Origin of the sequence: Methanopyrus sp. SNP6 (assembly GCF_002201895.1) — an archaeon.
Taxonomy (GTDB): Archaea; JAADCQ01; Methanopyri; order Methanopyrales; family Methanopyraceae; genus Methanopyrus.
In genome coordinates this window covers 861,272-886,438 of sequence record NZ_CP019436.1, presented here as the reverse complement: position 1 = coordinate 886,438, position 25,167 = coordinate 861,272, and the positions used below count along the sequence as shown (strand labels likewise).

24 protein-coding genes and 2 pseudogenes are annotated in these 25,167 nt (G+C 59.6%); 5 read left to right on the top strand and 21 right to left on the bottom strand.

Annotated elements, in window-relative coordinates; all coding sequences use genetic code 11:
- Positions 1–26 precede the first annotated feature (26 nt).
- Positions 27–1,300 (top strand): annotated as a pseudogene (locus BW921_RS07945) (cobaltochelatase subunit CobN).
- Here BW921_RS07945 and mtrH read toward each other — a convergent pair.
- The 12 genes from mtrH to mcrB form a co-directional block, all read right to left on the bottom strand.
- A complete protein-coding gene (gene mtrH / locus BW921_RS05005) occupies positions 1,297–2,265 on the bottom strand; it encodes a tetrahydromethanopterin S-methyltransferase subunit H (RefSeq protein WP_148688821.1) in 969 nt (322 codons plus the stop codon). The pseudogene BW921_RS07945 and the gene mtrH sit on opposite strands and share 4 nt — an antisense overlap.
- 22 nt (positions 2,266–2,287) lie before the next feature.
- A complete protein-coding gene (mtrG, locus tag BW921_RS05000) occupies positions 2,288–2,515 on the bottom strand; it encodes a tetrahydromethanopterin S-methyltransferase subunit MtrG (protein WP_236953723.1) in 228 nt (75 codons plus the stop codon).
- Positions 2,516–2,525: 10 nt separating this feature from the next.
- Complete coding sequence (mtrA, locus tag BW921_RS04995; protein WP_088335805.1) at positions 2,526–3,275, bottom strand: tetrahydromethanopterin S-methyltransferase subunit A; 750 nt, start codon at positions 3,273–3,275, stop codon at positions 2,526–2,528.
- 23 nt (positions 3,276–3,298) lie between these two features.
- Entirely contained in the window at positions 3,299–3,628 is a 330-nt protein-coding gene (locus BW921_RS04990; RefSeq protein ID WP_236953805.1) for a tetrahydromethanopterin S-methyltransferase subunit B, read from the bottom strand.
- A 22-nt stretch (positions 3,629–3,650) separates the two neighbouring features.
- Positions 3,651–4,463: a tetrahydromethanopterin S-methyltransferase subunit MtrC gene (gene mtrC, locus BW921_RS04985; RefSeq protein ID WP_148688818.1), complete on the bottom strand. Its 813-nt coding sequence runs from the start codon at positions 4,461–4,463 to the stop codon at positions 3,651–3,653.
- 19 nt (positions 4,464–4,482) lie between these two features.
- The gene (mtrD, locus tag BW921_RS04980) at positions 4,483–5,160 is read right to left on the bottom strand and encodes a tetrahydromethanopterin S-methyltransferase subunit D (RefSeq protein WP_198324676.1); all 678 of its coding nucleotides are present in this window, start codon (positions 5,158–5,160) and stop codon (positions 4,483–4,485) included.
- 115 nt (positions 5,161–5,275) lie between these two features.
- Complete coding sequence (gene mtrE / locus BW921_RS04975) at positions 5,276–6,172, bottom strand: tetrahydromethanopterin S-methyltransferase subunit E (RefSeq protein ID WP_148688817.1); 897 nt, start codon at positions 6,170–6,172, stop codon at positions 5,276–5,278.
- Positions 6,173–6,296: 124 nt separating this feature from the next.
- Positions 6,297–7,958, bottom strand: coding sequence for a coenzyme-B sulfoethylthiotransferase subunit alpha (gene mcrA, locus BW921_RS04970; protein WP_148688816.1), 1,662 nt, complete (start codon positions 7,956–7,958; stop codon positions 6,297–6,299).
- Between the two features lie 95 nt (positions 7,959–8,053).
- Positions 8,054–8,827: a coenzyme-B sulfoethylthiotransferase subunit gamma gene (gene mcrG, locus BW921_RS04965; RefSeq protein WP_148689316.1), complete on the bottom strand. Its 774-nt coding sequence runs from the start codon at positions 8,825–8,827 to the stop codon at positions 8,054–8,056.
- 142 nt (positions 8,828–8,969) lie between these two features.
- Entirely contained in the window at positions 8,970–9,578 is a 609-nt protein-coding gene (mcrC, locus tag BW921_RS04960) for a methyl-coenzyme M reductase I operon protein C (RefSeq protein ID WP_148688815.1), read from the bottom strand.
- 8 nt (positions 9,579–9,586) lie between these two features.
- Positions 9,587–10,132 (bottom strand): methyl-coenzyme M reductase operon protein D, encoded by a 546-nt coding sequence (gene mcrD / locus BW921_RS04955; RefSeq protein WP_232452846.1) that lies wholly within the window; start codon positions 10,130–10,132, stop codon positions 9,587–9,589.
- A 70-nt stretch (positions 10,133–10,202) separates the two neighbouring features.
- On the bottom strand, positions 10,203–11,537 hold the full coding sequence (mcrB, locus tag BW921_RS04950; protein ID WP_148688814.1) for a coenzyme-B sulfoethylthiotransferase subunit beta: 1,335 nt from the start codon (positions 11,535–11,537) through the stop codon (positions 10,203–10,205).
- 185 nt (positions 11,538–11,722) lie between these two features.
- Here mcrB and mmp10 point away from each other — a divergent pair.
- The 3 genes and pseudogenes from mmp10 to hypF all read left to right on the top strand — a co-directional run.
- Positions 11,723–12,928: pseudogene (gene mmp10 / locus BW921_RS04945) on the top strand (methyl coenzyme M reductase-arginine methyltransferase Mmp10); the annotation flags it as partial.
- 3 nt (positions 12,929–12,931) lie between these two features.
- Positions 12,932–14,056: a hypothetical protein gene (locus BW921_RS04940; RefSeq protein ID WP_148688812.1), complete on the top strand. Its 1,125-nt coding sequence runs from the start codon at positions 12,932–12,934 to the stop codon at positions 14,054–14,056.
- On the top strand, positions 14,053–16,338 hold the full coding sequence (gene hypF, locus BW921_RS04935) for a carbamoyltransferase HypF (protein ID WP_148688811.1): 2,286 nt from the start codon (positions 14,053–14,055) through the stop codon (positions 16,336–16,338). The genes BW921_RS04940 and hypF overlap by 4 nt, the downstream gene beginning before the upstream one ends.
- Before the next feature lie 34 nt (positions 16,339–16,372).
- Here the strand turns inward: hypF and BW921_RS04930 are convergent, their stop codons facing one another.
- The gene (locus BW921_RS04930) at positions 16,373–17,071 is read right to left on the bottom strand and encodes a DUF1678 family protein (protein ID WP_148688810.1); all 699 of its coding nucleotides are present in this window, start codon (positions 17,069–17,071) and stop codon (positions 16,373–16,375) included.
- A gap of 413 nt (positions 17,072–17,484) precedes the next feature.
- On the opposite strand from BW921_RS04930, the gene BW921_RS04925 reads away from it, so the two are divergent.
- Positions 17,485–17,706 (top strand): hypothetical protein, encoded by a 222-nt coding sequence (locus BW921_RS04925; protein WP_088335794.1) that lies wholly within the window; start codon positions 17,485–17,487, stop codon positions 17,704–17,706.
- Positions 17,707–18,029: 323 nt separating this feature from the next.
- On the opposite strand, the gene BW921_RS04920 is transcribed toward BW921_RS04925, so the two are convergent.
- The 8 genes from BW921_RS04920 to BW921_RS04885 all read right to left on the bottom strand — a co-directional run bounded on the left by BW921_RS04920 (position 18,030) and on the right by BW921_RS04885 (position 25,152).
- Positions 18,030–19,139 (bottom strand): hypothetical protein, encoded by a 1,110-nt coding sequence (locus BW921_RS04920; RefSeq protein ID WP_148688809.1) that lies wholly within the window; start codon positions 19,137–19,139, stop codon positions 18,030–18,032.
- 173 nt (positions 19,140–19,312) lie between these two features.
- Complete coding sequence (locus tag BW921_RS04915; RefSeq protein WP_168168765.1) at positions 19,313–19,990, bottom strand: diphthine--ammonia ligase; 678 nt, start codon at positions 19,988–19,990, stop codon at positions 19,313–19,315.
- Positions 19,991–21,433: 1,443 nt separating this feature from the next.
- Complete coding sequence (locus tag BW921_RS04910; protein ID WP_148688807.1) at positions 21,434–22,156, bottom strand: geranylgeranylglyceryl/heptaprenylglyceryl phosphate synthase; 723 nt, start codon at positions 22,154–22,156, stop codon at positions 21,434–21,436.
- A 3-nt stretch (positions 22,157–22,159) separates the two neighbouring features.
- Complete coding sequence (locus BW921_RS04905) at positions 22,160–22,309, bottom strand: 50S ribosomal protein L40e (protein ID WP_011019011.1); 150 nt, start codon at positions 22,307–22,309, stop codon at positions 22,160–22,162.
- A gap of 582 nt (positions 22,310–22,891) precedes the next feature.
- Positions 22,892–23,398, bottom strand: a complete 507-nt coding sequence (locus BW921_RS04900; RefSeq protein WP_236953803.1) for a DUF367 family protein — start codon at positions 23,396–23,398, stop codon at positions 22,892–22,894.
- Entirely contained in the window at positions 23,398–24,075 is a 678-nt protein-coding gene (locus tag BW921_RS04895) for an FkbM family methyltransferase (protein ID WP_168168764.1), read from the bottom strand. The genes BW921_RS04900 and BW921_RS04895 overlap by 1 nt, the downstream gene beginning before the upstream one ends.
- Positions 24,072–24,530, bottom strand: a complete 459-nt coding sequence (locus BW921_RS04890; RefSeq protein WP_168168763.1) for a DUF2124 family protein — start codon at positions 24,528–24,530, stop codon at positions 24,072–24,074. Before BW921_RS04890 ends, BW921_RS04895 begins: the two co-directional genes overlap by 4 nt.
- Positions 24,523–25,152, bottom strand: a complete 630-nt coding sequence (locus BW921_RS04885; RefSeq protein WP_232452945.1) for an L-threonylcarbamoyladenylate synthase — start codon at positions 25,150–25,152, stop codon at positions 24,523–24,525. Before BW921_RS04885 ends, BW921_RS04890 begins: the two co-directional genes overlap by 8 nt.
- Between the last annotated feature and the right edge of the window lie 15 nt (positions 25,153–25,167).

The following is a 25,167-nucleotide window of genomic DNA, read 5'->3' as shown; positions in this document are numbered from 1 at the left end:
ATTCGGTATTACCTTGAATCGTTTTCGTGCTACCAGCGCCCGGGGTGCCGAGGTTGGAGCTCGAAGAGGAACTCCGGAAACACGTCCCAGACGAGGCGAAGGAGTTCGTGCGAAGCGTGTTGAATCGGTTGCTCGCGTGCGAACGGGAGATCGACCGTACAATGAAGGTCCTGGACGGGTGCTACGTCGAGCCTGGACCGTCCGGTAACCCGACCCGCGGGGACGTCGACGTCCTTCCTACGGGCAAGAACTTCTACTCAGTAGACCCGCGGAAGGTCCCGACCCGCAGGGCGTGGAAGGTCGGGAAGAAGCTGGCCGAGAACACCATAGAGAGGTACCTGGAAGAGCACGGTCACTATCCTGAGTCCGTCGGCATCGTGCTGTGGGCGTCGGACGTGATGCGGACCGGCGGAGAGGTTCTATCTCAAGTGATGTGGCTCCTTGGCGTGAGACCCGAGTGGGACGAATCCGGTATCGTGAGCGGCTTCGAGGTGGTGCCATTGGAGGAGCTGGGACGGCCTCGAATCGACGTGGTGGTGAGGATAAGCGGAATGTTTCGTGATGCGTTTCCGAACCTGGTGAAGTTCCTCAACGATGTGTTCGAAACCGTGAAGGAGTTGGACGAACCGGAAGGGCGGAACTTCGTCAGGAAGCACGCCTTCGACCACCACATCTTTGGGGATCCACCGGGAGCGTACGGGGCCGGTGTGAACTACGCCGTACACGCCTCCGCGTGGGACGACAGATCCTATCTCGCGGACGTGTACGTGCGGTGGGGAGGTTACGCCTACGGCAGCGACGTGAACGGTGAGGAAGCTCCGAGTTCCGACGGGCTCTCTCGACCGTGAGAGCGGTCTCCGTCAACCAGTCCTCACACGAGTGGGACGTGTTGAGCTGCTGCTGCCATTTCGCGTTTCACGGGGGAATGGTGGTGGCCGCCGAGCGCCACTCGGGTAAACGTGTGGAGTGCTATCATCACGATACGACCGATCCGCACAGGGTGATAACGAGATCAATCGAAGAGGAACTGGTACGACTCGTGGAGCAGAAGCTGGCGAACGACGAGTGGGTCGAATCCATGCTGGAGCACGGAGCTAGGGGCGTGGGCGAGTGGCTTAAGCGTGTGGAAAATCTGTTCGGCTGGGATGCGACCACGGGTCGCGTCCCGAACGAGTGCTACGAGAAGATCAGTGAGGTTCTGGAGCGGTATGGTCCGAGATTCTCGGACGAGAATCCGTACGCAGTCGAGTACGCCCGGGAGAGGTTGTTGGAAGCGAAAAAACGGGATCTATGGCGTTAGCGGACGATGTTGGCGGGGTGCTCTTCCACCTGCGGCTCGACTCCGACATCCTCGTTGGCCTCGACGATCAGCGCGTCGACCATGGCGACGACCGGCCAGATCGCCGGTGCGTTCTCGATCGGACCGAACAGCAGGTAATCACAGCACAGCGTCGCCGCTACTACGTTGGAGCCCCAGTCGGATGACTCGTGAGCCAGTTTGGCCCACTCTTCCTTGCCTTCCTCCTTGAGCTTCTTCAAGAAGTCACGTAGCCAGTCCCAAGCTGACGGTACGTTGTGGGGCGCACCACCCACCGGCAGTCCCAGTTTGGCCTTCACCGCAAGCGTCACCTTGTAAGCGGTACCCGCACCGGAACCGAACGGTGTGTAGGCTGTGTCGATCAGCGGGTTCTCGATGCCGCACTCATCGGAGATCTCCATCATGCCCTTCTCGGACACTCCTTCCTCGCCCTCGGTGAGGATCTTCATACGACCCTCGACGGAAGCGTCCATCGGGTTGAAGGCCAGGACGATCGCAGAGTTGCAGTCGGACTCCTTGATGGCCTGGATCTCTTCGTCCTCAACGGAGGCGTTGATCGAGTTGTAGATGACCCGCTCGGCGAGACCGACTTCCTGAGCGTGCTTTACCGCCGCGACCTTAACATCGGCTTCGGTGGAGTCCACGATAATGGGTGCGTCGGTGACGTCGGCTACCCAATCTAGGTATCGGATAATGGCCTCTTCCGACTCACCCATGATGTGGGCCATCATCGGGTTACCGGTCTCATCGGCGAGCTCCTCCTCCATCTTGATGAGATCCTCGGCAGCCTCCTCGTCGAAGATCCCCTTGTCCTCGTCCTTCACGATCTTGTGTCCGGCGTAGAAGATGGTTCCGGCCAGCACAGTCGGGTACTCACCGGGCTGGCCACCGACCTTCACACCGCAAATGTCGCACACTTTCTGCTCCTTACCAGGGTAGTAGAACAACGGTCCAACACCCCCAAGGTTATCACCTGAACGCTACTCCCAGCAGGATGTAAAGCATACACAGGTACAGCCCGATCACCAGACCGTAAAGGATCCCCACGTCTCGACCGATCCTCTTGCCGAAGCGCTGGTAAACTTCACCCCACACGAAGTCCAGGCGACGCTCGATCTCGTCCAAGCGTGAGTGGATCTCGCGGATGTCGTCTTCCGGTGCGACCATTTTGGGGACGGATTCCTCTTCCGCCAACATGACTGCCCCCTCAGACGCCTCCCAGGACGACCATCGGCAGGAACAGGAAGATCGTACCTGAGATGATACCTATCAACAATCCCATCGTGCGTCCCGACAGGTAGCCTGCCATGTACCGCTGCATGGCGCCGATACTCTTCACTCCGACTCGCACGTCGTTGATGCGGTACTCCACGGTCACGGTCTCCGCGGATACAGGCATCCCGACGACTTCCGCGAGTTCCTCCTCTTCCTCCTCCTCGAGTGAGATTGTCATCGGACCCTCCTCGTATGCTCCTGGATCCTTCTCCACGCACTCCTCGATCGCCTTGACGATCTCGTCAACGTCCTCAACGTCGATGAGGTCGACGAGCTCCACGATCTGGTCCCGGTAACGCTCAACGGCCTCCTCCGGGAGGTTCTCCAGGTACGGGATGGCACCCTCTGCCCCGATGATCTCTCCGGAATTCGGATCGACACCGTTCTCGTACATAGCCTTGAAGCACTGACCCGTGAGGTGGCCGGTTACCTCAGCACCACAGAGCACGCAAAACCTGATGTTCGGGTTGGAGATGACGTTGGCTACGACCTTCTCAATTCCGATGTTCTCGGTCTTGCAGGGACCGGCGATGGCTACCTTGTCCTCACCGGCAGCCTTCAGGATGTCTTCCTCGATGTGGGATCCGAGCGTGACTACATGGACAGGAGCTTCAGGATCACCTACGACGTAGTCTCCCTCGACTACGGGCCAACCCTCGGCCGGTTCGGCTTTCTCGGGCACCTCAAGCACCCCCTACGAAGGGGTTAAAGGCCGAGAAGGCGCAGGGCGTGGAGCTTGTACACGGCCGCGAGGGTGAAAGCTACGAGCGCCACTATCATCGTACCTATGACGAAACCGTGGGTGAAGTTGGTAAGGAAGCTGGCCGTCTCATGTGTACCCTCGCGACCGGGCAGCGTGCCCCAAGTCGTGGTGGATGGGTCCATGGCACGCATCATGTCGTTAACGTATTGATCGAGCTCCTCAACCTTCTCGTACAGCGGCATGACGTCCAGCGTCACCACGTCCTCGCTCCACTCCGCTACGGCCCCGGTCACGGCATCCATCGCGATCTGGCTCTCTGGGTCGATGAGCACGATCGCCAAGGTACCTCACCCCTTACTCACCCTTGGGTACGATTCCGGTCCACACTACGTCCGCAGCGTCACGCTTCGTCAGTTCCCAGAACTTCCAGAAGGTGATCAACCAAGCGGCCGCACCTGCCAGTAATACCACCGGGTTGGCCGTCGCTAGTCCCGCCACGACCGTGCAGAGAGATCCGCACTCCGCGCCCAACCACAGCGTTCGATCCTGCGTCTCGCTGGGTCCGAGACACGCGTTGAACGGGTGCAACAGCGAGATAGCGCAGATCACCCAGAGGACGGCGATAAGACCTGTCGTGATCACCTTGGAGTACACCGCGGACCACGTGAAGTCACCGGCGACGGCTGCCATGAGACAGATCAGCGCCAGCGTTCCGGACGCTACGATCTCGGTGCTACAGCGCTCCATCACCGGGATCTTCATCTTGATCACGCGGCGGTCCAGGATGCCGAGCAGCGCTCCAACACCGGCACCGATGACGGTTCCGATTATGGCCGCCGCCCATGCGGGCACGATGTTACCGGATAGCGCCGCCGCCAGGATCGCGGCGACGGATCCGCCACCGAGTCCCATGAAACCGATAGAAGGCACTCCGGTACCCAGTCCGTAGCCCGCGACCCTCCTAACCGCGTCGGCACCCCAGGCCACCACCGGAATCACTGCCAACGCCGGAATCAACGGGTGGACCCAAGCGAAAGCGGCACCGAGTATTCCGCAGATCAGACCGGCCGTCATCAGTTTCAAGGGCGAGATTGCCACGGCGACCTCGGCCTCTTCCTCCTCACCGCCCGGTGCTACGGCGGAGATCAGGAGTGTGCGCAGGATCAAGGTCCCTCACACTCCCCCATTACATAACAGTCGAGAGGTAATACGCGATCAAGGACGCCACTATACCGAACACTAAGGAACATACGACCGCCTTCGGAAGCCTAGTGAACTTCGGGTCATGGTAACCCTCGATCGTACCTCCGATGTTGTACGACGCCAGCACCGCGTTCGCGTAGAAGAAGCCCATAGCCAGTACTCCGGCCAGCGCCGCGCTCATCCCGAGCACCTTGTAGAGTGCGTAGTACACCATCGCACCGCCGGAACCTCCGAGCAGTCCTCCGAAGATCCCGCTCACGAAGCTGACCGTCGGGATTCCATGACCCTCCGTACCTGGCGTGACGTACGCCTCCTGGTCCCAGCCGGTGATCGGGTCCTTGTCGACCTTGGCGGAGCACGGTGGACAGCCGACGCCGTAGACGTAGATGAAGTTACCCACCATCATAGTGATGGCCATCATCGTGGCGGCTCCGAGGGCACCGTTCCACAGGATCACTAGGAACGGCTTCTGGCTCATAGCCGCCGCCGTGATGAGTCCGGTCAGTCCGGATCCCGCCGCCAGCTGGGTGGTACCCGTACCAACTCCAGTCGCCGTCGCCATCGCGGCCGGAGCGCCTCCCACCGGCACGTAGTGTACACCGACGTTCACCATGATACTACCCAACGTGATCAGGACCAGCACCGCGAACAACTTGTTCACGGACGTCCAGAAGTGTCCGAAGGCCGCCAGTATCGTCGCCACGGCGATCAGGGATAGGGCGATCCCGAACCCTCGAGCGTTCAGCTTGGCGGACTCACCCAACGCGGGGTCCCCCTTACACTGGGTCGCAGATTTCGTCCATCTCGACATCCTCGTAGGTACCGTAGCTCTCGCGGGCCTTCTTCTCCACGCGGTTACTCACGATCAGGCAGCTGAGCGTGACTAGACCCATAGCGATCACGGCGCCCCACTGTCCGAATAGGCCAGCCCAGGTGCTGAAGAATACCACCAGACCGAAACACAGGCCGGTGAGCGGGTTACCGAACTTGGCGCAGAAGTAGACGCTGTCCATCGAGTTCCGGATCCCGGTCTCGGCCTTCCGTGTGATGTTACCGTGAGCGGCTACGGGGACTCCGCCTCCGAACGGGTAGTGCTGGTATAAGCGCTCGGCACCGTAGTGGACGTCTCCCGTAGAAGACCCGATCGCGCCGACCGTTACACCCCACAGTGCGGCCAGTAGTGGAAGTGGGAACGGATGTTTTAGGAGCACCCATTGGATGTAAGCCAGCGATACTATCGCGAAGGTCGCGATACCTCCGAAACCCGCGATTGGCCCGAGGTGTGAGAGTACGACGTCCAGGTAGATTGGGTGTCCGAACTCGGCCGCGCTCGCCATTCTACCCAAGTGGGACGTAGTCGCGAACACCATGTGAATTAGCGCGTTCACACCAACACCTACCGCCGCGGCGGCCAGGAACGGAAGACCGAACTTTGTCATCATTACCCAGGTCACCGTACCGGCGATCGCTCCGTACAGCATGTAGGAAACAGGTTCTCCCGAGATCGCCTTGTTGAAGTATCTGTGGAAGTTCATCATCTGCGGAGCTAGCTGGACCTGCGAGTTCGGGTTGGACTGGGACCCCACGTCCGACTCGGCGTCCTCGAACGCTCCGGCTACGGTGGCCAGCGCGCCCATCGCGGCCGCTAAACCGATCTCGGTGAACCCTACCAAGGACGTAACCCCCTAAACTCGAGTTGAGAGCCACGGAAATGAACTCACGTTAAGGGTGCCGAAACGATTTCGCATGGGTTCTCGGTCTAAAAAAGTGTTGTGAAATAGGACGGGGGTGTGGGCGTTACTCCGCTGGTATGATGAGGTCTCGCTCGCCTGCGGGTTCGAATTCCCGTAGTGCGCCCTTCGCGAACTCTTTTCTCGGTTCTGTGAAGTCGAAGACTAGGTTCTCGTCGGCGAACGCTACCTTGATCACCGGATGGGCGCAGAACGCGTCGCCTCGTGCCGCGTGCGCTGCTTGCACGATACCGGTGTACTCGCCCAGGTGACCCACGTTCATAGCGTAGTTCGGGTAGTTCGGACCACGCAGTTCGAGCGGCAGTCCCTCGTCGCTCCTCACGCTCAGGGTGTTGGCGGCACCGCACTGGTCCTGCAAGTCGTACCCGTAGAACCCTAGACGACCATGACCCTCCTTGTGCATGATCTGCGATAGGTACCAACCGTTGAGGCCAGCCTGCGCGTGACCTGTCGCGAACGATACACTACAACCCGCGGCCGCAGCACAGACCGCAGCCCGCTGTGAACCACCGAAGTGCGTCTCCATAGCCGCCGGGTACCTCTCGTACTGCTCCAAACCGTACAAAGTCACCTCGGTCGCGACGTCCTTCACCACGTCCATACTCGGGTCAGCCTCGGCGAGCCCGTACTTGTCCTCGACGTACTCGAGACCGTAGTACACGTAATCGTCAAGGATATTATCCGTGTACACGGCCGTCGCATACTGTGTGAAGCCGACTCCTCCCGACATGTAGGATCCTAGCCAGATCTGGTCATAAAGCATCGCTCCGGCGGCAATCACCTCGAGAGCGACCTTGGCGGGATCATCCGGGTACTTCCTCATAGTCTGTACACAATCAGCCAGCACGCCGAACGGGATGCCACCAGGCTCGTTCTCACCACGAGCCCGCCGCGCAGGCAACATCTCACCCATGTTGATCACTTCAGCGTGCTTGCTCGCGAACGCGAAGTCCGACACGGCAGCTTCTCCGGCCGCGATCTTGTACGCACAGATGAACGACATCGCGATCTGCATCGCGGCCCATCGGTACATTGTCGCTCCGTCACAGATGTGACCCACGATCGTCGGCATGCGGCAGACCTGGTACGTCCGGTTGCCGATCGCCTTGATCAACTGTTCGGCCTGCTCCTCCGGGAACAGCTTCTCGATGTCGATCAGGAACTTGTCGTCGATCTCGTCGGCGAGCTCGAGGTCACCCGTGATGATCTTAGCGTAACAGTCCCAGGTCAAGCCCGGGTGGATCTCCACCATGTGCTCTTGAACGACCGCGCCACCAGGTAGCGCGTGGTTAAGGGTCTCCATATACTCGTTGATGGTCTCCGGGGTTACCTCCTTACCCAGTCGGCGCTCCAGCACGCGGTGAGCGGTGTCCATTCCGACGATGATGGTACGGCGGATGTCGTCCCACATCTGCTGCATTGCGGCATTGTTCACGAAGTGCAGGTCATCACCCTCAACGAACACGTCCGTGCCGGAGACCTGGTACGACATGAGCTTGCGCTGGCCGAGTGGAACACCGATGTCCGGGTTGTAGTGCGGAACTCCACGCTCCTCGGCGATCTTGTCGGCCCACTCCTTGAACTCCTTCTTACGTTCGGACTGCTCCCAACCGCCGAAGATGTAGAACTTAGTGTACTTCTCCTCGGGACTCTCCTCGAACTTCTCCTTGAGCGCCTTCATGAAGAGCTTCTCCTCAGCCGAGGACATCGTGATCCTCCCCCGACCGGATGGTAGGTCGAGAACGTTATAAGCGTTTCCAAAATACTTCATGGTTGTTCCGTATGAGCATGTGTGAGTGGGAATTACTTACCTTCTGCCTCTTCTGGCCGATAACCTGCCAGTGTGCGCAGCTCGTGGATCCGCTGGACGACCTGTAAGAGTTCTTCGTCTTCCCTGTACGGGGTACCGTCGATACGGTAGATCGTCGTGCGCTCCTTCAGGTCGTCCTCATCGGCCGGCGCACCTACGGGAATCGGCTCGTCGAGCTCGATACCAACTTGATCCTTGACGTACTCGACCTCGCCCGTCTCCTCGTTCAAGCGGTAACGACGTAGGGCGTCGAACATGAGGCCGTTCTCGTCCAGTCGGAGGGAGTGTCCGTGCACGGTCGCTCCTCGAATGCCGGACCTGGCCGGGTCGAAGATCTCGGTCTCGAGGAGCTCCTTGGCGATCTTCTCAAGGTCGCGCTCACGGACCTCGATGATCTGTCGACCGGACAGGGTTCCGGTGTCGACTCCGCGGTAGCGCCACATGTACATACGGGCGCGGATGTACGGGTGGATAGGTGCGAAGTAGACGGAGTCTGCGAACTGGATGTATCGGATTCGGTCGCCGGCCTTGGCGCCCTCCGTCGGCTCGACGAGCTCGCGGATCGGACACTCGGGCTCCTCCATCTCCTCCAGCGGCGGGTGCACACTCGGATACTCTTCACCTGGCTCGCGGTGACCCATCAGCCGGACGATGTCCTCGTCCGGGATCTCACGGAGCTTCTTCAATTCATAATTCGGGTTCATGTACTTGCGACGGTTTTCGGCCACGTCGGTCTCACCTGGGTAGAACTGAGCCTTCTCAGCCATCTCCTCCTTCAAACCCATGATGTCGGTCCCCCGGGGTGTGAGTACCGGGTCATTTTAAAGGAATTTCGACCGAGGCTGGGTTATCCACGAGCGGTACTCAGGAGAGGACGCAATAACACGATGACCGTAAGAAGTAATAGTGTCACCGAGACTTCCGACGGGCGTAACGTAAGGCGCGTCTGACCTTGCGGACGATCTCGTTGATCTTGTCCGAGGGGACGGTCTCTCCGCGGATCACACCGGTGACGATCTCGACCACCTCCCCTACCGTTTCGGGCTCCGGTGGTTCCACGATGCGGGTACGGCACCCTACCTCGGCGAAGTCCTCAAAGTCCACGGGGGTCTGACACACTATGACCGCGGGGATGTCGCAGTGTTTGAGGATTAGCCGGGCTTTCCACACGATGTGTTGTTTGACGTTACCGAGGTGAATCACGGCGACCTCGTGCCGGTTAATGCGCTCGATCTCCTCAGGTTCTATCCCCATCGTGGCACCCGTCCGAACGGGAGCTTCGGCCGGGACGCCGGATCCAGCGTTGAGTACCAGGACGCTCGTATGAATCCCGGCCTCTCGGAGGGCGTAGGTGATCTCGCACACGGGTTTGGTGATGTGTCGGGAGCCGGGCGACATCGCGACGGCGACGACCTCGGTGATCTCTGTCTCGGCGATGGTGCCCCGCTGCGCCAGACTACCACCTTTGCCCATCCCCATAGCGGCTCGGCAGTCGACGGCGTAGGTCTCGCGGCCCACTCGCGAGGTTAGTCCTCCCCCTTCTTCTTGAGGACGGAGACCCTGTCGGCCAGCCGGGCTCGAGGCTCGACGAGTCCCAGGAGACGTTTGTCGAGCTTCTTGACACCCTCCTCGCCGAACTTCAGGTAGTCGGTGACGGTGGGTCTGTGTCGGGTGAACCTCCCAACCTGAACCTCGAAGTCGCAGGGCAGGATCTCACGACAGATCTCCTCAATCTCTTCGACGATGTCATCGAGTCGGTCTTCGTCCTCGATCTCGACGATGATCTGTCCCGTCTGGATCTTCATTGGGACCTTCTCGCCGTGAACTTCGATCGGGCGTCTTTCCGGGTGCTTGACCGGTTTACCGCGAGCGGGTCCGAAGGGGACCGCCTTGGGGAGTCCCGGACCGTGGATCACGATGCGTCCGATACCCTCGACACTCTCCAGCAGTCCGTTCAGGAGCTTCTCCGTGGTAGCCGCGCTGAGCAGGCGTTGCGGGAATATCTGCACCTCGGGCTTTGCTCCTTCAGGGATCTTGCGCTCCAACATGCGTGGACGCTCCTTCTCCGACAAGGCCGTTCCCCCTTTCGTTATGGGTTACGAAACGATATCGCGGGCGGGGCGTTGTTCTGAAGGGAGGAGCTTAACGCTTCGCCTCCTCCGCGGCGGCCTCAATGATGTACTTCATCGGTTCCCGGAACTCGTCGATCTCACCGAACACGTCACCGATCAGCTTGCTGGTGACCTCCGGACTGAACATTTGAGTACCGGCGTCCAGGGCCATCGCCGCCGCCACGGGCGGAATCGCGAAGCCCTTGGAGTGCCTGGTCACGATGTGGTTACCGTGGAAGATACCCGGACCACCTCCCCCGTAGATCGAGTGGCTGAAGAAGCTGAATCCAACCGCGGTACCCTCGGCTCGTCCGAAGTCGACACCGGGTAATCCGGTCTCGTACTCGAGCAGGTCGTTGTAGTACAAGATCGTCGCGCTGACACCCTGAGCCGCTCGGGCGGCACCCTGGTTGACCATGGTCGCAGCCACGAGTCCGGCGGCGGCGTAGGCGTTCCAGAGATCCATGTCGTTGGCCTTGTACACCTTGAACCCGGACGGGAGCTCCTCCTTAACCTCGATCACGCCGTCCTCGAGTGCGCGCTCGACGACTTCGCGGACGACGGTACCCACCGTACCCTCCTTACCGTGCTTCTTCACGATGTCGTACACCATGTTGTCCGCGTTCAGACCCTGGTAAGCGTAACCTAGCAGGTGCAGGCGCTCGAACGGACCGAGGGCGTCACCCATCTCGAACATCGCGGTCTGCTCGAGCGTCGCGGCCAGACACACGGCCTGCATGGCGTTCTTCCTGGTCGCGGCCACGACGTGGTTCACCATGATGTTACGTAGGGCGTAGCCGACACCCTCCTGCTTCATCGGCACGTCCAGCATCGAGGCGACGTTGCCGCCGAAGTAGTCGATCGTCTGCGGGTAGCGACCGAAGACGGCCGCCTTGACCATGTTAGCGTCCCACATGTCGACCTCGCAGACGTCGATGATCGCGTGCACGACCGCCATACCAGCCTGCAGGGTACCGGAGTACGGGTCGGCCATGACCTTCACACGCTCGGACGGGAGCTGCACGAGGAGACGCTTACCGTCGTACATGGGCTCCACGTTCGTGTCGTCGTCCTCGTACACGCGGATCATCTTTTCGACTTCGTCCGCGATCGCCTCGGCGTTGTCCACGACGTCAACGTCCATCTCGCGGCCCGGGATCTTCATCCCCTTGCCGCCGACGGTCGCGTTCTGTAGGGCGTTCTCGACACCCTCGAGGTCGATCGCGACGGTACGCTTGATATCGTTCACGATACTCTGAATGGCCTCGTTGCGCATCGGGGATAGAACCTCAATGGGAACTTCTTCGGCTACGCAGTTACCTCGATCGTCGTACAAATCGACCGTGTCCCTATTCTCGAGCGCCATAAGCAGGCCCCCCCTAACTTTGCAGGACTGCAGCTTTAAAGGGTTTCCTTATTCACCGGACCGCCGACCGTGTTATCAAGTGGGAGCGCGGGGGCGCGCACCCGGGGCCACCTAATTAACCCTCAGGTAGGTCGGTCACGACCGGGGGTGAGACCTCGCCCGCCCTCGCGGACGTTGGTGGACGACCTGGGGTGGACTGTGGTGGGTTCTGCCGGTACTGTTACTTCCGTGGGGTGAACTGGGAGGAGAGACGCCCTTTCGGCTGCAAGAACTGTCCACCCGGATCCCCCGGGTGTGACTACTGCGGTCGAAGCGTGTGGGAGGACAACGGACCCTTCCGCCCTCCCGGGATCGTGCTACAGGAGGTGGGAATGACCCTCGGGTTCCGCCGGGAGCGGGAGGTGACCGTGAGCGGCGGTGGAGACATCAGCAACTATCCGTGGCTGCGGGAGCTCGTGGCGAGCTTGAGGGACCTCGGGATTCGGAGCGTGCAGCTCGGGTATACGAGCGGGAAAGGGTTCAAGGACCCGGAGGAAGTTGAAGAGCTGTGCGGTCTAGGGGTGCGGTCCGTCTCGTACACCGTATTCGCGTGGGATCCGGAGCTCCGGCGGGAGTGGATGGGAGATCGGTCTCCCGAGGCCTCGCTCGCGTGCCTTGAGGTGTTCGCGGATCGGTGCGAGGAGGTGATGGTGGCGGCCGTCCTGATCCCGGGTGTGAACGACGGGGACGTCCTGTGGGAGACGTGTGAGCGACTGGAAGAGCTCGGGATCGACGCGCTCCTCCTGATGCGGTTAGGAACGAGGGAGGAACACGGAATCATTCTGGGAAACTCCCCAGTACTGAACGTAGAACCTCACTCCTTGGACGAGTTCAAGCGGATCGTGACGGAAATACACGAGGAGTTCCCGTTCCGGGTCACGGGGACGCCGTTGTGGGATCCAGAAACGGGCGCCCCGTTCGCGCTCAGGACGCTGGGAGAGGAGCTCCGGGAGCTGCTCCCACCTGTCGAAGTCGAGTGTTCGTTGATTACCGGAAGGATTGCGGCCCCCCTGATCCGCGAGGTATTCCGACACGTGGAGGGTGGGGAGAGGGTAGACGTAGTCCCGGTCGAGAAGGACGTGGCGTGCCTAATCACGGAGAAGGACCTGGAACGGTTGGACGTCTCCTCGTTAAAGCGAACCGTAGTACTTCCCGGAAGGGCGCTCGTTCACGACGCACGGGCGGAGGAATTGTTAAAACGTGACGGTTTCGGGAGGGTCGTGTTGCGGGGTCCCGACCGTCTCACGCTCGACGGCGAAGCGAGCTGTGAGGTGGATAGGGAGGAGGTGCTGGAGTTCGAGTTGAACGCGTTCCGCGACCTCATCAACACTGTTAACATTCTGGGGGAGTGAAACTTGGACCACGACGCAGTAGCGATGCTTATGGAAGTGCGGGCTGATCTAAAGGAAGTAAAGGCGCTGTACCAGCGACTCGCCAGGATCATTCGGCAGGCGGGCCTCACGAACGATTACGAATACATCATCTCGACGGCAGCTGCGCTATTGGTGCACGACAAGTACGAGAAGGCTCGGGAGGTGCTTTCGGGTCTGAAGAACCCGCGGGAAGGTGCGATGCTCACCATGGCCGCCCTGCGGGAGGCCAGCTTGCTGGACGAGATCCTGGGAAAGCATACCGTAGAACCAGCCGAACTAGTCGTGGACGGAGTGGGCTCGTTCGACGAGGCCTTGAAGAAGCTGGACGAGTGCCTAGTAGGTGAAGGTGAAGTGCGGCGCCAACCCGGTCCGGACATGTCGTACCTCCGGGCCACGGACGGGGCGATCTCCAACCACCTGCTAGGCCGCACGGTCGGCTACACCCTGAACACCACGCCGCGAGACTACGCCGAGTTCGTGGAGAACTCCGTCCACGCGTTCGCGTACGCGAGGTTACTCCCATCCCATCAGTGGCGCGTGAGGCTCTCCCTCGAACCTTACGTGACGAACCCGTTGTCCCCTCCCTCGCTGATGCGCATGTTGGAGCTCGTGGACGAGTTACGTGACCCGGAGCTCGTGATGTCCGAACTGGACGTCTCGGAGAACACGTTCCTACGTTACTACAAGACGCTGGTCCGGTACCTGTTGGTACATCCCGATCACGAGATCTGCGAGCCGACCGAACTAGGCGAGCGGGCGTTGGACGACGAGGAGGTGCTAGCGGAGATAGTGTTGAAGCGTGGTTTCTGGGCGATTCTCAGCAAGCACCCGAACGGTGGCTCCGTGGCCGAGAAGCTGGCCAAGCGGAGCGTCGTGAATCGGAAGATGAAATGGAAGGACGAAGTCGACATTAGTCTCCTTGTGGACGCCGCGTCCGACGTCGATCGGGCTGAAGCCGAGCTCCCTATGGTCCTAGCCATACACGCCAAGGAACTCTCGACGGTCCATCTGGCGGCCAGGGCCGGGGTCTCGACCGGAGTCGCGGCGGAGGTGCTCTACGAGCATTTCCCGGATCAGGACTGGGAAGGAGAGCGGTTCGGGCTATGAGAACCTGGAAGATCCGAGTCCGCGGTATCGTTCAGGGCGTCGGCTTCCGCCCCTTCGTGTACCGTCTCTGCACGGAGATGGAGCTCGACGGCCACGTGCGCAACTTGGGATCCGAGGTGGAGATCGTGGTCAGGGCGACGCGCAGCGAACTCGAGGAACTGATCCACAGGCTTAAGGAGGAACACCCACCGCTCGCCCGGGTACGCGAGATACACGCGGAGGAAACGGAAGAGAACGTAGGTCCGGGCTTCCGAATCGTCGAGAGCGAAGAATCCGAGGACGTCGAGCTGCAGATCCCCCCGGACGCGCCGGTGTGCGAGGAATGCCTGGAGGAAATTTTCGACCCGAAAAGCCGCAGGTACCTCTACCCGTTCACTGGATGCACCAACTGCGGCCCCCGGTTCACTATCATTGAAGGAATCCCGTACGACCGCGAGAACACGACGATGGTGGATTTCCCGCTCTGCGAGAAGTGCCGCCGCGAGTTCGAAGACCCGGAGGACCGACGGTACCACGCTCAGGTGGTCTGCTGCCCTCGCTGCGGTCCTAGGTACCGACTCCTCAACTCGGACGGTGAAGTCGTCGAGTGGGAGGAGCTCGAGGCGATCCGCGAGGCTTGTAGGCTCATCGAAGAGGGGAAGATAGTCGCCATCAAGGGGATCGGTGGGTTCCATCTCGCCTGCAAGACCACCGAAGACGAACCCGTCGCCGAGCTACGTGAGAGATTAGGACGTCCTCAACAGCCTTTCGCCGTCATGTCCGGATCCTTAGACGACGTCCGCACCTTCGCCGAAGTGGACGGGACCGCGGAGGACCTCCTGACCGGACCGTCCCGGCCCATCGTCGTCCTACATAAGAGGGAACCTTTCCCCCTCTCCGAACTGGTGGCACCCGGCCTGCACACGGTCGGTGTCATGCTCCCTTACACGGGTCTACACCACATCATGTTCGAACGGTTCCTGGACGAGCCGGCGATCATCATGACCTCAGCTAACCCACCGGGCGAACCCATGGCGATCCGCAACTCCGACGCCCTGAAGCGCCTCCGCGGGATCGCAGATTACTACCTGATCCACGACCGACGTATCGCCGCACGATGCGACGACTCCGTGGTGCGCGTCCTAGACGGACCACGACCCCTGCGACGCTCCCGTGGGTACGTACCAGAGCCGATCGAGATCGACTGGGCGCCGGACGACCTCACCGTCGTAGCGGTCGGGCCCGAGCTCGACGTGACTGCCTGCGTGTTGCATCGAGGGAAGGCATACCTAACCCAGCACATCGGGAACACGTCTAAGGCACAGACGATCGATTTCCTCCAGGAGACGGTCGAACGGTTCCTGCGACTGCTCCGATTGGACTGGAACGACGTCGACGCGGTTGCGTGCGATCTGCATCCGTCGTTCGCCACCACGGGACTCGCAAAACGATGGTCCGAGGAGCACGACCTGGAACTGGTCCGCGTACAGCATCACCACGCGCACGCCCTCGCATGCCTCGCGGAGCACGGGTTCGACCCGACCGAGGAACCCGCGATCGCCGCCGTGATGGACGGGTACGGGTACGGAGACGACGGAAGTGCATGGGGCGGCGAGATCCTGTACGTGGACGGGAACGGGTACGAGCGGATAGGGCACTTGGAACCCGTGCCCATGCCTGGAGGGGACGCCTCCACGTACCGGCCTCTCAGAATGACGGTCGCGCACTTACGAGCGGCAGGGTGGTCGGAGGAAGATATCCACGAGTTCCTACTCCGGAAGCTCGAGGAATGGCCTCAAGCCCTGAAACACGGCGAGCGGGAGGTCGAAGTGATCCTGCACCAGATAGAGTACCCGACGATCGAGACGACGAGCGCCGGTCGGTTCCTCGACGCCGTCAGCGCGGCTCTAGGGATCTGTCACGAACGGACCTACGAGGGAGAGCCCGCGATGAAGCTCGAGGCCGTCGCGGTTCATGTCGATCACGCGCCCGAACCGGACGTCGACATCCGAGACGGGATTGTGCGCGTCTCGAGCGTCGTGGCCCGGGCCGCGGAAACCGGGGACCGACGATACGCCCTCACCGCACACCGCGCTCTGGTCAAGGGATTCGCCGAAGTGATAAGTGAGCACCGGGACCGGGAACCCATCACGATCACGGGAGGAGTATTCAACAACGAATTGATCACCAGAGGGTTCCGGGAGCTTTACGGGGCGGACCTCCTGGAACACCACGAGGTTCCCTCGGGTGACGGGGGCGTTTCCCTGGGACAGGTCGTGGCCGCGGTCCTGGAACTCCGATGATTCCTCGACGGTTTCACCCGGCACCCCTCCCGAATTACACCGCCGGTCCAGGCCGAGGAACCCTCGCCCGATGGTATTCGCACGCCGCTGTTCTCCCCTGAAGACGTTCGAGCAGTGTCAAACAGTACCATGGTGGCCACGGGCTGAGCATCTCCAGGAGAACGTCGCGGAACTCGCCGGTGGACCGCCCGAGAAGCATCCTGAGGAGCTTTCTACCACCCCTCGGCCTGGAGTACGTCCGCAGTGGGTCGAACGGCGTTCCCGTCAGTATCCTACCAACCTTGCGGAGGATCTCACCCGCTAGTTCGAGGGCTTCCTCGAGGTCGCCCTCGAACCGGGTCAGGAGCGCCGCGAGCGCCCTCCGAACGGCACGCGCGACGAACCATTTGGCCTTCCGGTGTTCGGCCAGCCGTGGGGCGGCCCTGCGTACCTCCCACAGCCACGCTTCAAGGAACCGAACACTCTCGTTCTCGGACTTGCCCAGGTAGATGGTGCGGCCACGCTCGCCCTTCCGCGGCTTCCACCTGGCCTCGTAGTACGGCCCATACACCTTCCCGTTCACCGACCGGTACGACGCACCCAAGAACGGGAGCACTCCGCGTCTCACGGTTTCGAGGAGCACGCGTAAGACCCGGGCTTGTTCGACGGGATCCCGAGGCGGCTTGGGGACTCGGATACGTTCCGGCGCCCGGACGGGCGTGGCGTCGGGACGGGCTGTGGGTGATCCGGCCATCGGCCGTTCCCCCACGTGCCGCTCCACGCGCGGTCGGTTAAATTCTTTGCGTTACAGACGCACAAACAGTGGGAGTGCGACCGGCTCTGCCACAGAGTTGTGCGACCGCTCATCTCCAGATCTAAACAGATAGTCTAGGAAGGAAACAGAACGGAAGCGGTCGGTTGGGTCCCGCACTCGTCACCGATCTGCGGGAAACCGTATCGGGAGCGCTCCTCATCCCAGGTTTTACGGGATATTTACCCACCCACGTACTAAGATTCGTCTCAGGAAACCCAACCTTATCTGGCTTCCACCCACCTTCCCGGCGCCTAAGCTAGTTCCGTCAACCTTTTGACGTGCGAGTTGGTGGGATACCCGACACGCTCGGCGTCGCGGGTCGGGTTTCCATAAATCGGTGGGGCGGATCTTAGTTGTCGAAAAACGTGCTTCGGGACCGAGGCCAAGGAGTAGTCGAGTACTTATTACTGGCCGCCGCTATCTGTGTGTGGGCCTTCTTGGAGATATCAGTCCTCTGGTGGGTAATGGCCAAAGACGCGGGTCGTGCGGCTCAGGAGGCCGCCAGGATGGCTGCTGAGATGGCACGACAAAAAGGTATTGAGATGGCCGAGAAATACGCCAGCGCCATCACGTGACCGAATTGTTTTTCCCGCAAGTAAATCGAGCTTTTGAACTTCCCACGGACGTTAACTCGATGTTGGATATTACGGTTTATGCATGATCGTCGGAGAGCCATGCATAGACGATATTATAAATTTTTGACGATAATACGCTGTATTTGCGTAGATCATGCGATAATATTCATGTGACTTACGCACTAATATCGTGTTATCTATGTACTATATTGCAATTTTCATGCACGGATGATACGTAAATCGTATGATCATGAAAATACGATTATGTTTCCAAATTAACGAGACATCGAACGAGAGTGTCGAGAGATGAGGTTAGAGAATACTCAGAAAATATCCAGTAGGGACGAGCCGAGGTCCCCTAGGAAACTCGTGAGACCGGTGACCGCTTGTAACGGGCTGGTGGCGGTCTCTAGTACGTCCAACATCTGGCCCAGCGCGTCGGAGTCGAGCTCGCCGCTGAGCGCGTACTCCGAGATCTGTTGGACCCAACCCAAGATCTGGTCTAACGGAAGGATCCCGTAGAATATCTCCAGCAGGTACGCTAGGATCTGATACAGTAGGTCCAGTATATCGGACGGTACGTTCCCGTCGAGCCAGTTCACGAGGTCCAGTAGCTGTGAGAGTTCCGATTGATCCATGTCGATAGTCGTCGGATCATCACCAACGAGAAGGTCCACCTGACCTTCCTGAGTGTCCACGACCATGTACGGATCGTCTTCCGGACCTAATACCAGAGTTGTAAGGTCAGAAGCGCTCGGATCCGACGGCGGATCGACTGACCCGAAGTTCCAGGCGTCCGACGTTGGGGAACCCGAGGAAGGGTCGTCCAGGTAGTGATCCTCATCCACGTAGTAGTAACTGTCGTTATCGTTCACGATCTCGTTTATGACTTCGTTTTCTTCGCTGACGTCTATATCTTCGATATTCACGTTACCACTCGGGTCGTCATCAACAACGTTCATGTCGACGTCAGGGTTGGATTCCGAGACGTTCTCCACATCAGAAACCGACTCAGACGTCGAATCCTGGACCTGCTCTGTGCTCTGATCGAAGTCGAGATCCTGGTGTTGATCGTTGTACTGTGTCGCGTTCGATTCACTACTCGACTCGCTGAACGATTCACTGTTCGAATCCAGATCGGCGTCCAAGCCGGACTTAGCCGTACTAACGTTCGTGTTGGACACGTCGACGTCTGTATCGTCGTAGGACAGGATGTTCTCAATACCATTCTCATGGTCAGCATGGTCAGTCTGATGGTCAGGATCGGATCCTCCGGAGTGCTGATCGGAACCGTCCGACTCTCCGTCAAGTTCGATGTCGGGTACTTCGAGCCCATCATCCGATCCGTCGTCTATTTCGGACAGGTCGAAAAGATCATCGCCTTTACCGTCGTCGTTCACGTCGTGGAATTTGCCACCGTCGTCGCCACCCAACGGGAGACCCCCAACATACGGCACGTCGGAGTCGATCGCCCCCGACAGTGGTATAACCTCAAGAAAAATAAATGTAACTGTTTCCGGTCCCGCTCGTCCTCGGTTCGAGGCGCGCTCACCCCCGTGTCCCCGCTCATCGCGCCCCGACGGCGCTCTGCCATAGCTCAGTCCGATCATCGCCGCTTAGGCACTAGCCTGGCCTCTTTCACGATTAACTCGCCCGAGAAACCATCCCATTGCTTTTCAACGCGTTCTAGGACTATCCTACGTTCGAAAAGGGGGGCATCCAAGACTAGAGTCTCGTATTCACCCCCTTCACCAGCCGGATGGACCCGGTAATCCTCGTACAACCGTCGGACGTCCTCGATGAAGTTCCGATCGATCCTACGGCCTAACCAGGACTCGTCCATACCGGCCGCCGATACTCCGATCACGACCACCTCGAAACCGCATTCCACCAGGATCTCGAGCTCCTCGAACGGGTCCATACCCCACAACGGATGCACGTGTTCGATCTCGAGTTCCTCGCACAACCTATCGAGCCGTTCCTTCTGATACCTGGACGCGATGGCCCCGGAGACCAGCGCGTCCACGTCGAGCTCATCGAGGACGAGGGCCATCTCCTCGATATCGGCCTCATCGTCCCGTCCAGACCGTACTTCCAAAGGCTCGAGTCCTAACGCCCGCGCCACCAGCGTACCGAGGCCCGCGTTCGGCACGTGGAACATCATGCTCTCTGAGTCAGACGGTATAACGGTGAGCCCGTATACCAGTTCGTAACCGTCCTCAACCGCCAGGTGTGCGGCCAGCGTAGAGTCCTTACCACCGCTGAGCAGCGCTACCGCCCTCAACCACCCGTCCCCCGGGGGGTCCTGATGGACCCTTTTGACGAGCGGCAGCCCTTAAGCCGATGAAAGGACAAAAGCAGGGTGACCATGAGGAGGACGTTTCGCGATTGAGCCAGGAAATACGTTAGGGACGGTGCCGAAAACGGATTCAAATTATGTAAATAATCGAACTTAAGTGTGAAAGCAATAGGGAAATTAAGTGTGTCAACTAGGGGTGCAAGTCGGGGGTAGAGAGGGATTATAAATGGAAGTATATTTATTAACATTTGAGGTGTAAAAATGTAAGAAAATACGAAAGGTGCTGCGACCATTATGTACGTAACTTTGAGTAAACAATCTAGACTATCGTACACGAAGTGGCGTTTCTTTAGTATAATAACAATGACTAAATAAGTTACAGCTACGGACGCTAAGTAGGATATCTTGATTAGGTCAAGGTCCTTGAAGAGGAGTGTCCAAATTCCATATTCACAGTACCAGTTGGAATGAAACTTAATGAACCTCAAGAATCCTTTCCATGAAATTATCGGGATTAACATATATGGTAGGATGGCTAAGGTGATGACTTTCGGACCTTCTGTTATCAACTCTTTCCTTTTAAGTAATGTAACTGTTAATGCTACGGTTGGGAATATCGGTATTAACTTTACTGGAACGGCTAGCGCGAACCAGTGTAATCCTTTAACCCTTCCAGAGAGTATCTCTCTGACGCCTTTGGTCATAAAAGCTGCAGAGAGTAAGTCCCAATTCGCTGTTGAATATGTTATTACAGTTGGTGATGATAACATTAAAAGGAGAGACTCTTCTTTGCCTAAAGTGCGAACTAATCTCCAAAATTGATACATTAACGTAGCGTGAGCGATGGCGCAGAACAGAACAAAAGTAAAATAGAATTTGTATAATGGTAATCCAAATACTATTATTAAAATTATGTAAATCGAAGTTGTCACTAGCGTTAGGATCGATAGATTTTTGTTCCGTAAAATGATCCAATATAGGAAGGATAAGTAGATTGCTCCGAGCAACGGTAATAGCAGTATGACAAGAGCTTTCTGGTTTACAGGATGTACGGATTTGAGAATAAGAGCTGCGATCATTGAGAGAGTGAAAGTGGCGGCCGGTATCGGTGGGTATTCGAATATGTAATCACAGTACGGTACGATACCGTTGTAGTGCTGGTAATAAATAGGAATCAGCCCTTCAGGAGTGTTATAAACTAGAGGGTCGATACCTGAAGACCGAAGGTAAACATGAACTGCATCACCTGGTGGTAGGCTGAGAAGTGGAACGTGCACTGTTACAGCAGCGAGAAAGGCTACGCAGGCCAGGACGGGCCATTTGACCGGACCGACGTCCGGATGACCCCCAATGCGATGATCGCGGCTCAATGCATGTTATATTTTATGCAAGACTAAAAGCTAAAATGGGAATCGGGATCCTCGACGTTCAGGCACCTCGTTTAACCGCCTCGACGATCTCAGAGGCCAGATCCGGGTCACGTTCTACGGCGGTCCCGGTGACGACAGCATCCGCACCCGCCTCGACGATCTCTAAGGCAGTCTCGGGATTCCGGATACCACCGCCCACGATCGTGAACACCCCGGTTCCCGAGACTCTCCGTACCACTTCGGGGGGCACTGGTTCCGGCGCGCCGCTTCCCGCCTCCAGGTACACCGCCTTCATGCCCAAGTGCTTCGCCGCCAGTGCGTGCGCGACGATGATTTCGGTCCGGTCGAACGGGATCACTCGAGCGTCACCGACCACTGAGACGGTCGTTCCCCACTCGCCCACGATCAGGTAGCCAGTCGGGATCGATTCCAGCCCGAACCGTTCCACCAACGGCGCGCCCTTCACCTGCGCCTCGATCAGGTAGTACGTGCTCCGCGAGTTGAGGAGGCTCATGAACAGCACCGCGTCCGCGTTCGGCGCGAGACCTTCCGGACCGTTCGGAAACAGTATCACCGGGACGTCCGCGACCTTCCGGATCGCCTCCACCACCGCCTCTACCTGTGATGTGTGCGCGGTCGAACCGCCGACCATCACCGCATCCGTGCCCGCCTCCACCAGCGGCTCCAGAACCTCTGGGACATCCTCCGGACCAACGTCCACGGGATCGAGTAGTGTAAGGTGACAGGGGGCGCGCTCCCGCAGGTATCCGAACACGCCCATGGTCTAACCGCCTCTCGGCTCCCTGGCCTTTGGTCGTAGTCCCTTGTACCCGCACTTCCTGCACTTCGTGGCGTCCGGTGGGTTCCTCGCGTTACACTTCATACAGATCAGTTTGTTGAAGATCCGAGCCTCCGCCTCCGGGAACTTCGCCATCCGAACACCCCCGTACGACCTTGCACTCATAGGCTAATTGAGTGACGCCGCTGGCTCGAGTGAACGCCTCCGATTCACGTGTTTGAAGACTGTGCTTAGTTATCACAGGTGACCGTCAACGTCGGTGATGGGGAGGAGGGTTTGCTTCATCCGAAGGATGTACCGGAAAGCGAGCACTCGACGGCGCGGCTGGCGTGGCATCCACCGACGTGAGATCCTTCGGGTAAGCGGCCGTACCTTACTTCCAATCACGACGTGGCTGAGACTTGTCGGGTCCTAGGAGGTACCGTACGAGGTCTGGGGGAACTCGTCCCGAGCGAGCACCGGGAGATTGTATCCGGGTTAAAGTGTCGGCCATCAACCAGGGTAGTGACGCGATCACTCGCAATCCGGTACGGGGCCGTAACTGGCGGCCCGGGGGGCCGGTGGCTCGTTGGAACTATCGTTCGCTATCAGAGTTCGCGCACGGTAGTGCTATGAACCGAAGTCCTCGCAAGTGGTCACCGGGCAGCGAGATCTCGAGAACCTCCGGGATACCAGCACCGTATCGTCACTGATTACGTAACGATTCGCGGGAGATCGTCACGGGCCGTCCGGAAGAAACTCTTCCTGAGCGCGCACGATCTCGGCGCTCGTCTCGGCCTGTCGGTACGCTTCGAGCCGCTCACGGTTGAGCTCCAGGAAGGCGGGACCCCACTTGAACCGCGAAATGAACCTCTCGGCCTCCCGCCTGAACCCTAGGATGTACAGGGCGGCGGCAAGCGCCTCCACGGTGCTCAGCTTGCAGGGTTTACCGTAATTGACGGGGTTGGCCGCGATCAGGTAGGGGAGGATCCTGCGCCGGCAGCGTCGTCTGAGCGGTCCGAAGTACCTGTGGACGTGTTCCCAGGAGCAGTCCACGGCAACGAGTCCGCTCCCTAGGACGGCGTCGCGATCCTCGCGGGAGAGGGCCTTCCCCACGGTAGGATCCAGGACGACGGCACCGGTGGGCACGTCCGATGGACGTCTCACGAGCTCGACGAGACCCATACGATGGGCCCGTAGGGCCGTGCAGGCTTTCGGGTCGCAGTCGCGGGTGTGGAGGACGATCAGGCGCGGGGCTCGCCCACTATCACCGGTACGCGTAGGGCGGGGCTCCTGTACGGGCTCGTCTCCCGGACGATCACCTCGACCCTGTAGTTCCTGTCCTCGAGCCATCGTCGGACGTCCTCCTCCTGCCCCGGATAGTGGTAGGCGGAGATCAGGAGGACGGGGGCGTGTTCCTCGAGTGTCCGCTCGGACCCGCGGAGGACGCGTTCTTCGGCCCCTTCGGCGTCGATCTTGATCAGATCGGGAGAAACCCCCAAGTCGTCGATGACGACTGTCTCGACGTCGATTGTCTCCCGGGAGCGGACGAGCTCGACGGAGTAGGCGACGGTAGAGGGGCTGAGGTACATCTTGACGACGTCCTCACGGTCGTAAGCGGCGGCCTCGACGACTTCGACGTTGAGGTCGTTCTCCTCTACGTTACGTCGGAGGAGCTCTGCGTTGTCGGGGTGGGGTTCGATCGCGAGGATCTCACTGGCACCGTGAGCGGCCGCGAGGACCGTGAAAGCACCAACGTGAGCGCCCACGTCGACTACCTCGCGGGATCCCTCGAGCCACTCGTGGGGATACAGTTCCCTGTACAATACGTCCGAGACGGCGTCCGCATCGCCGAGGGCCCAGGGGCGGAAGTACAGGAGGTAGTCGCCTACCCCAAGGGGTACCGGTTCCTTCCCGATCACTTGACCGCGACCTCCAGGTATCCGTCGATGATCGTGTGGAAGTCGAGCTCGTCGGTCCAGCCGGCGCGCTCGAACATGTTCATGAAGCACACGCCGACGACGGGGGGGTTCCCGAGCTCCTCGATGAACTCCCGAGCGTCGTTAGGTGTGGCATCGGATATCGGCATAGCGAGGCCGCCGAGGAGGACGACGACGTCCGCGCTCTCGAGCTCCTCCCGCTCGTCGGTGACGGTGTAGCCGTGGTCGCGCAGCTCCATTCGCAGGTACTCGCGGCGGAGATCTATCGAGTAGTACTGCTCGAGGTCGGTCTCCCGCAGCGTGAACGCGAGAAGTTCCGCGAACGGTGTGCACGTGCCGGCACATCCGGAATACACGAGGACGCCCTCACCGTCGGTCAAGTCGAGAACGGCCTCGCGGAAGCCTGTGAGGAGGGGTTTGAGGCCTTTCTCAGGCACCTGAGGTCGTCCCCCTGAGTGTCTCCAGTACCTCCTCTTTAGGCATGGCGCCCTCCCGGAGTATGTCGATATTACCCTCGGGCGTGAGTTCGACCACGGTGGATGGTTCTCCGAAGCGGCACTCGCCCTCGACCAGGACGTCCAAGCGGTCGCCGAGCTGTTCGAAGACCTCGTCAGGATCGGTCGGGGCGGGCCGACCGGAGATGTTGGCGGAAGTGGTGACGATCGGTTCTCCGAACCTTCGGACTACGCGCAGGAAGAAAGGGTGGTCCGGGATCCTAACCCCGAGGGTACGCTTACCCGCCGCGACCTCGGGCGCGACCACGCCGGGTTTTCTGGGCGCAACGATGGTGATCGGACCCGGGGTCAGCGTCTCCAAGGCTGCTTCGAGTCTGGGTACGGGCTCCAGGAGCTCCAAGGCCTTCTCGGGCGAGTGAACGGCGACGCTGACGGGCTTATCCATGGGACGCTCCTTCGCTGTGTAGAGACGGCGAACGGCCTCGGAGTTCGTAGCGTCACAGCTCAGAGAGTAGACGGTGTCACACGGGATGGCGACGAGTTTCCCGGCGCGGAGAGCGCGGACGACGTGTTTAACCGCGTGGGGATCATCCTCCTCGAGCACGGTAACCAAGGGGGA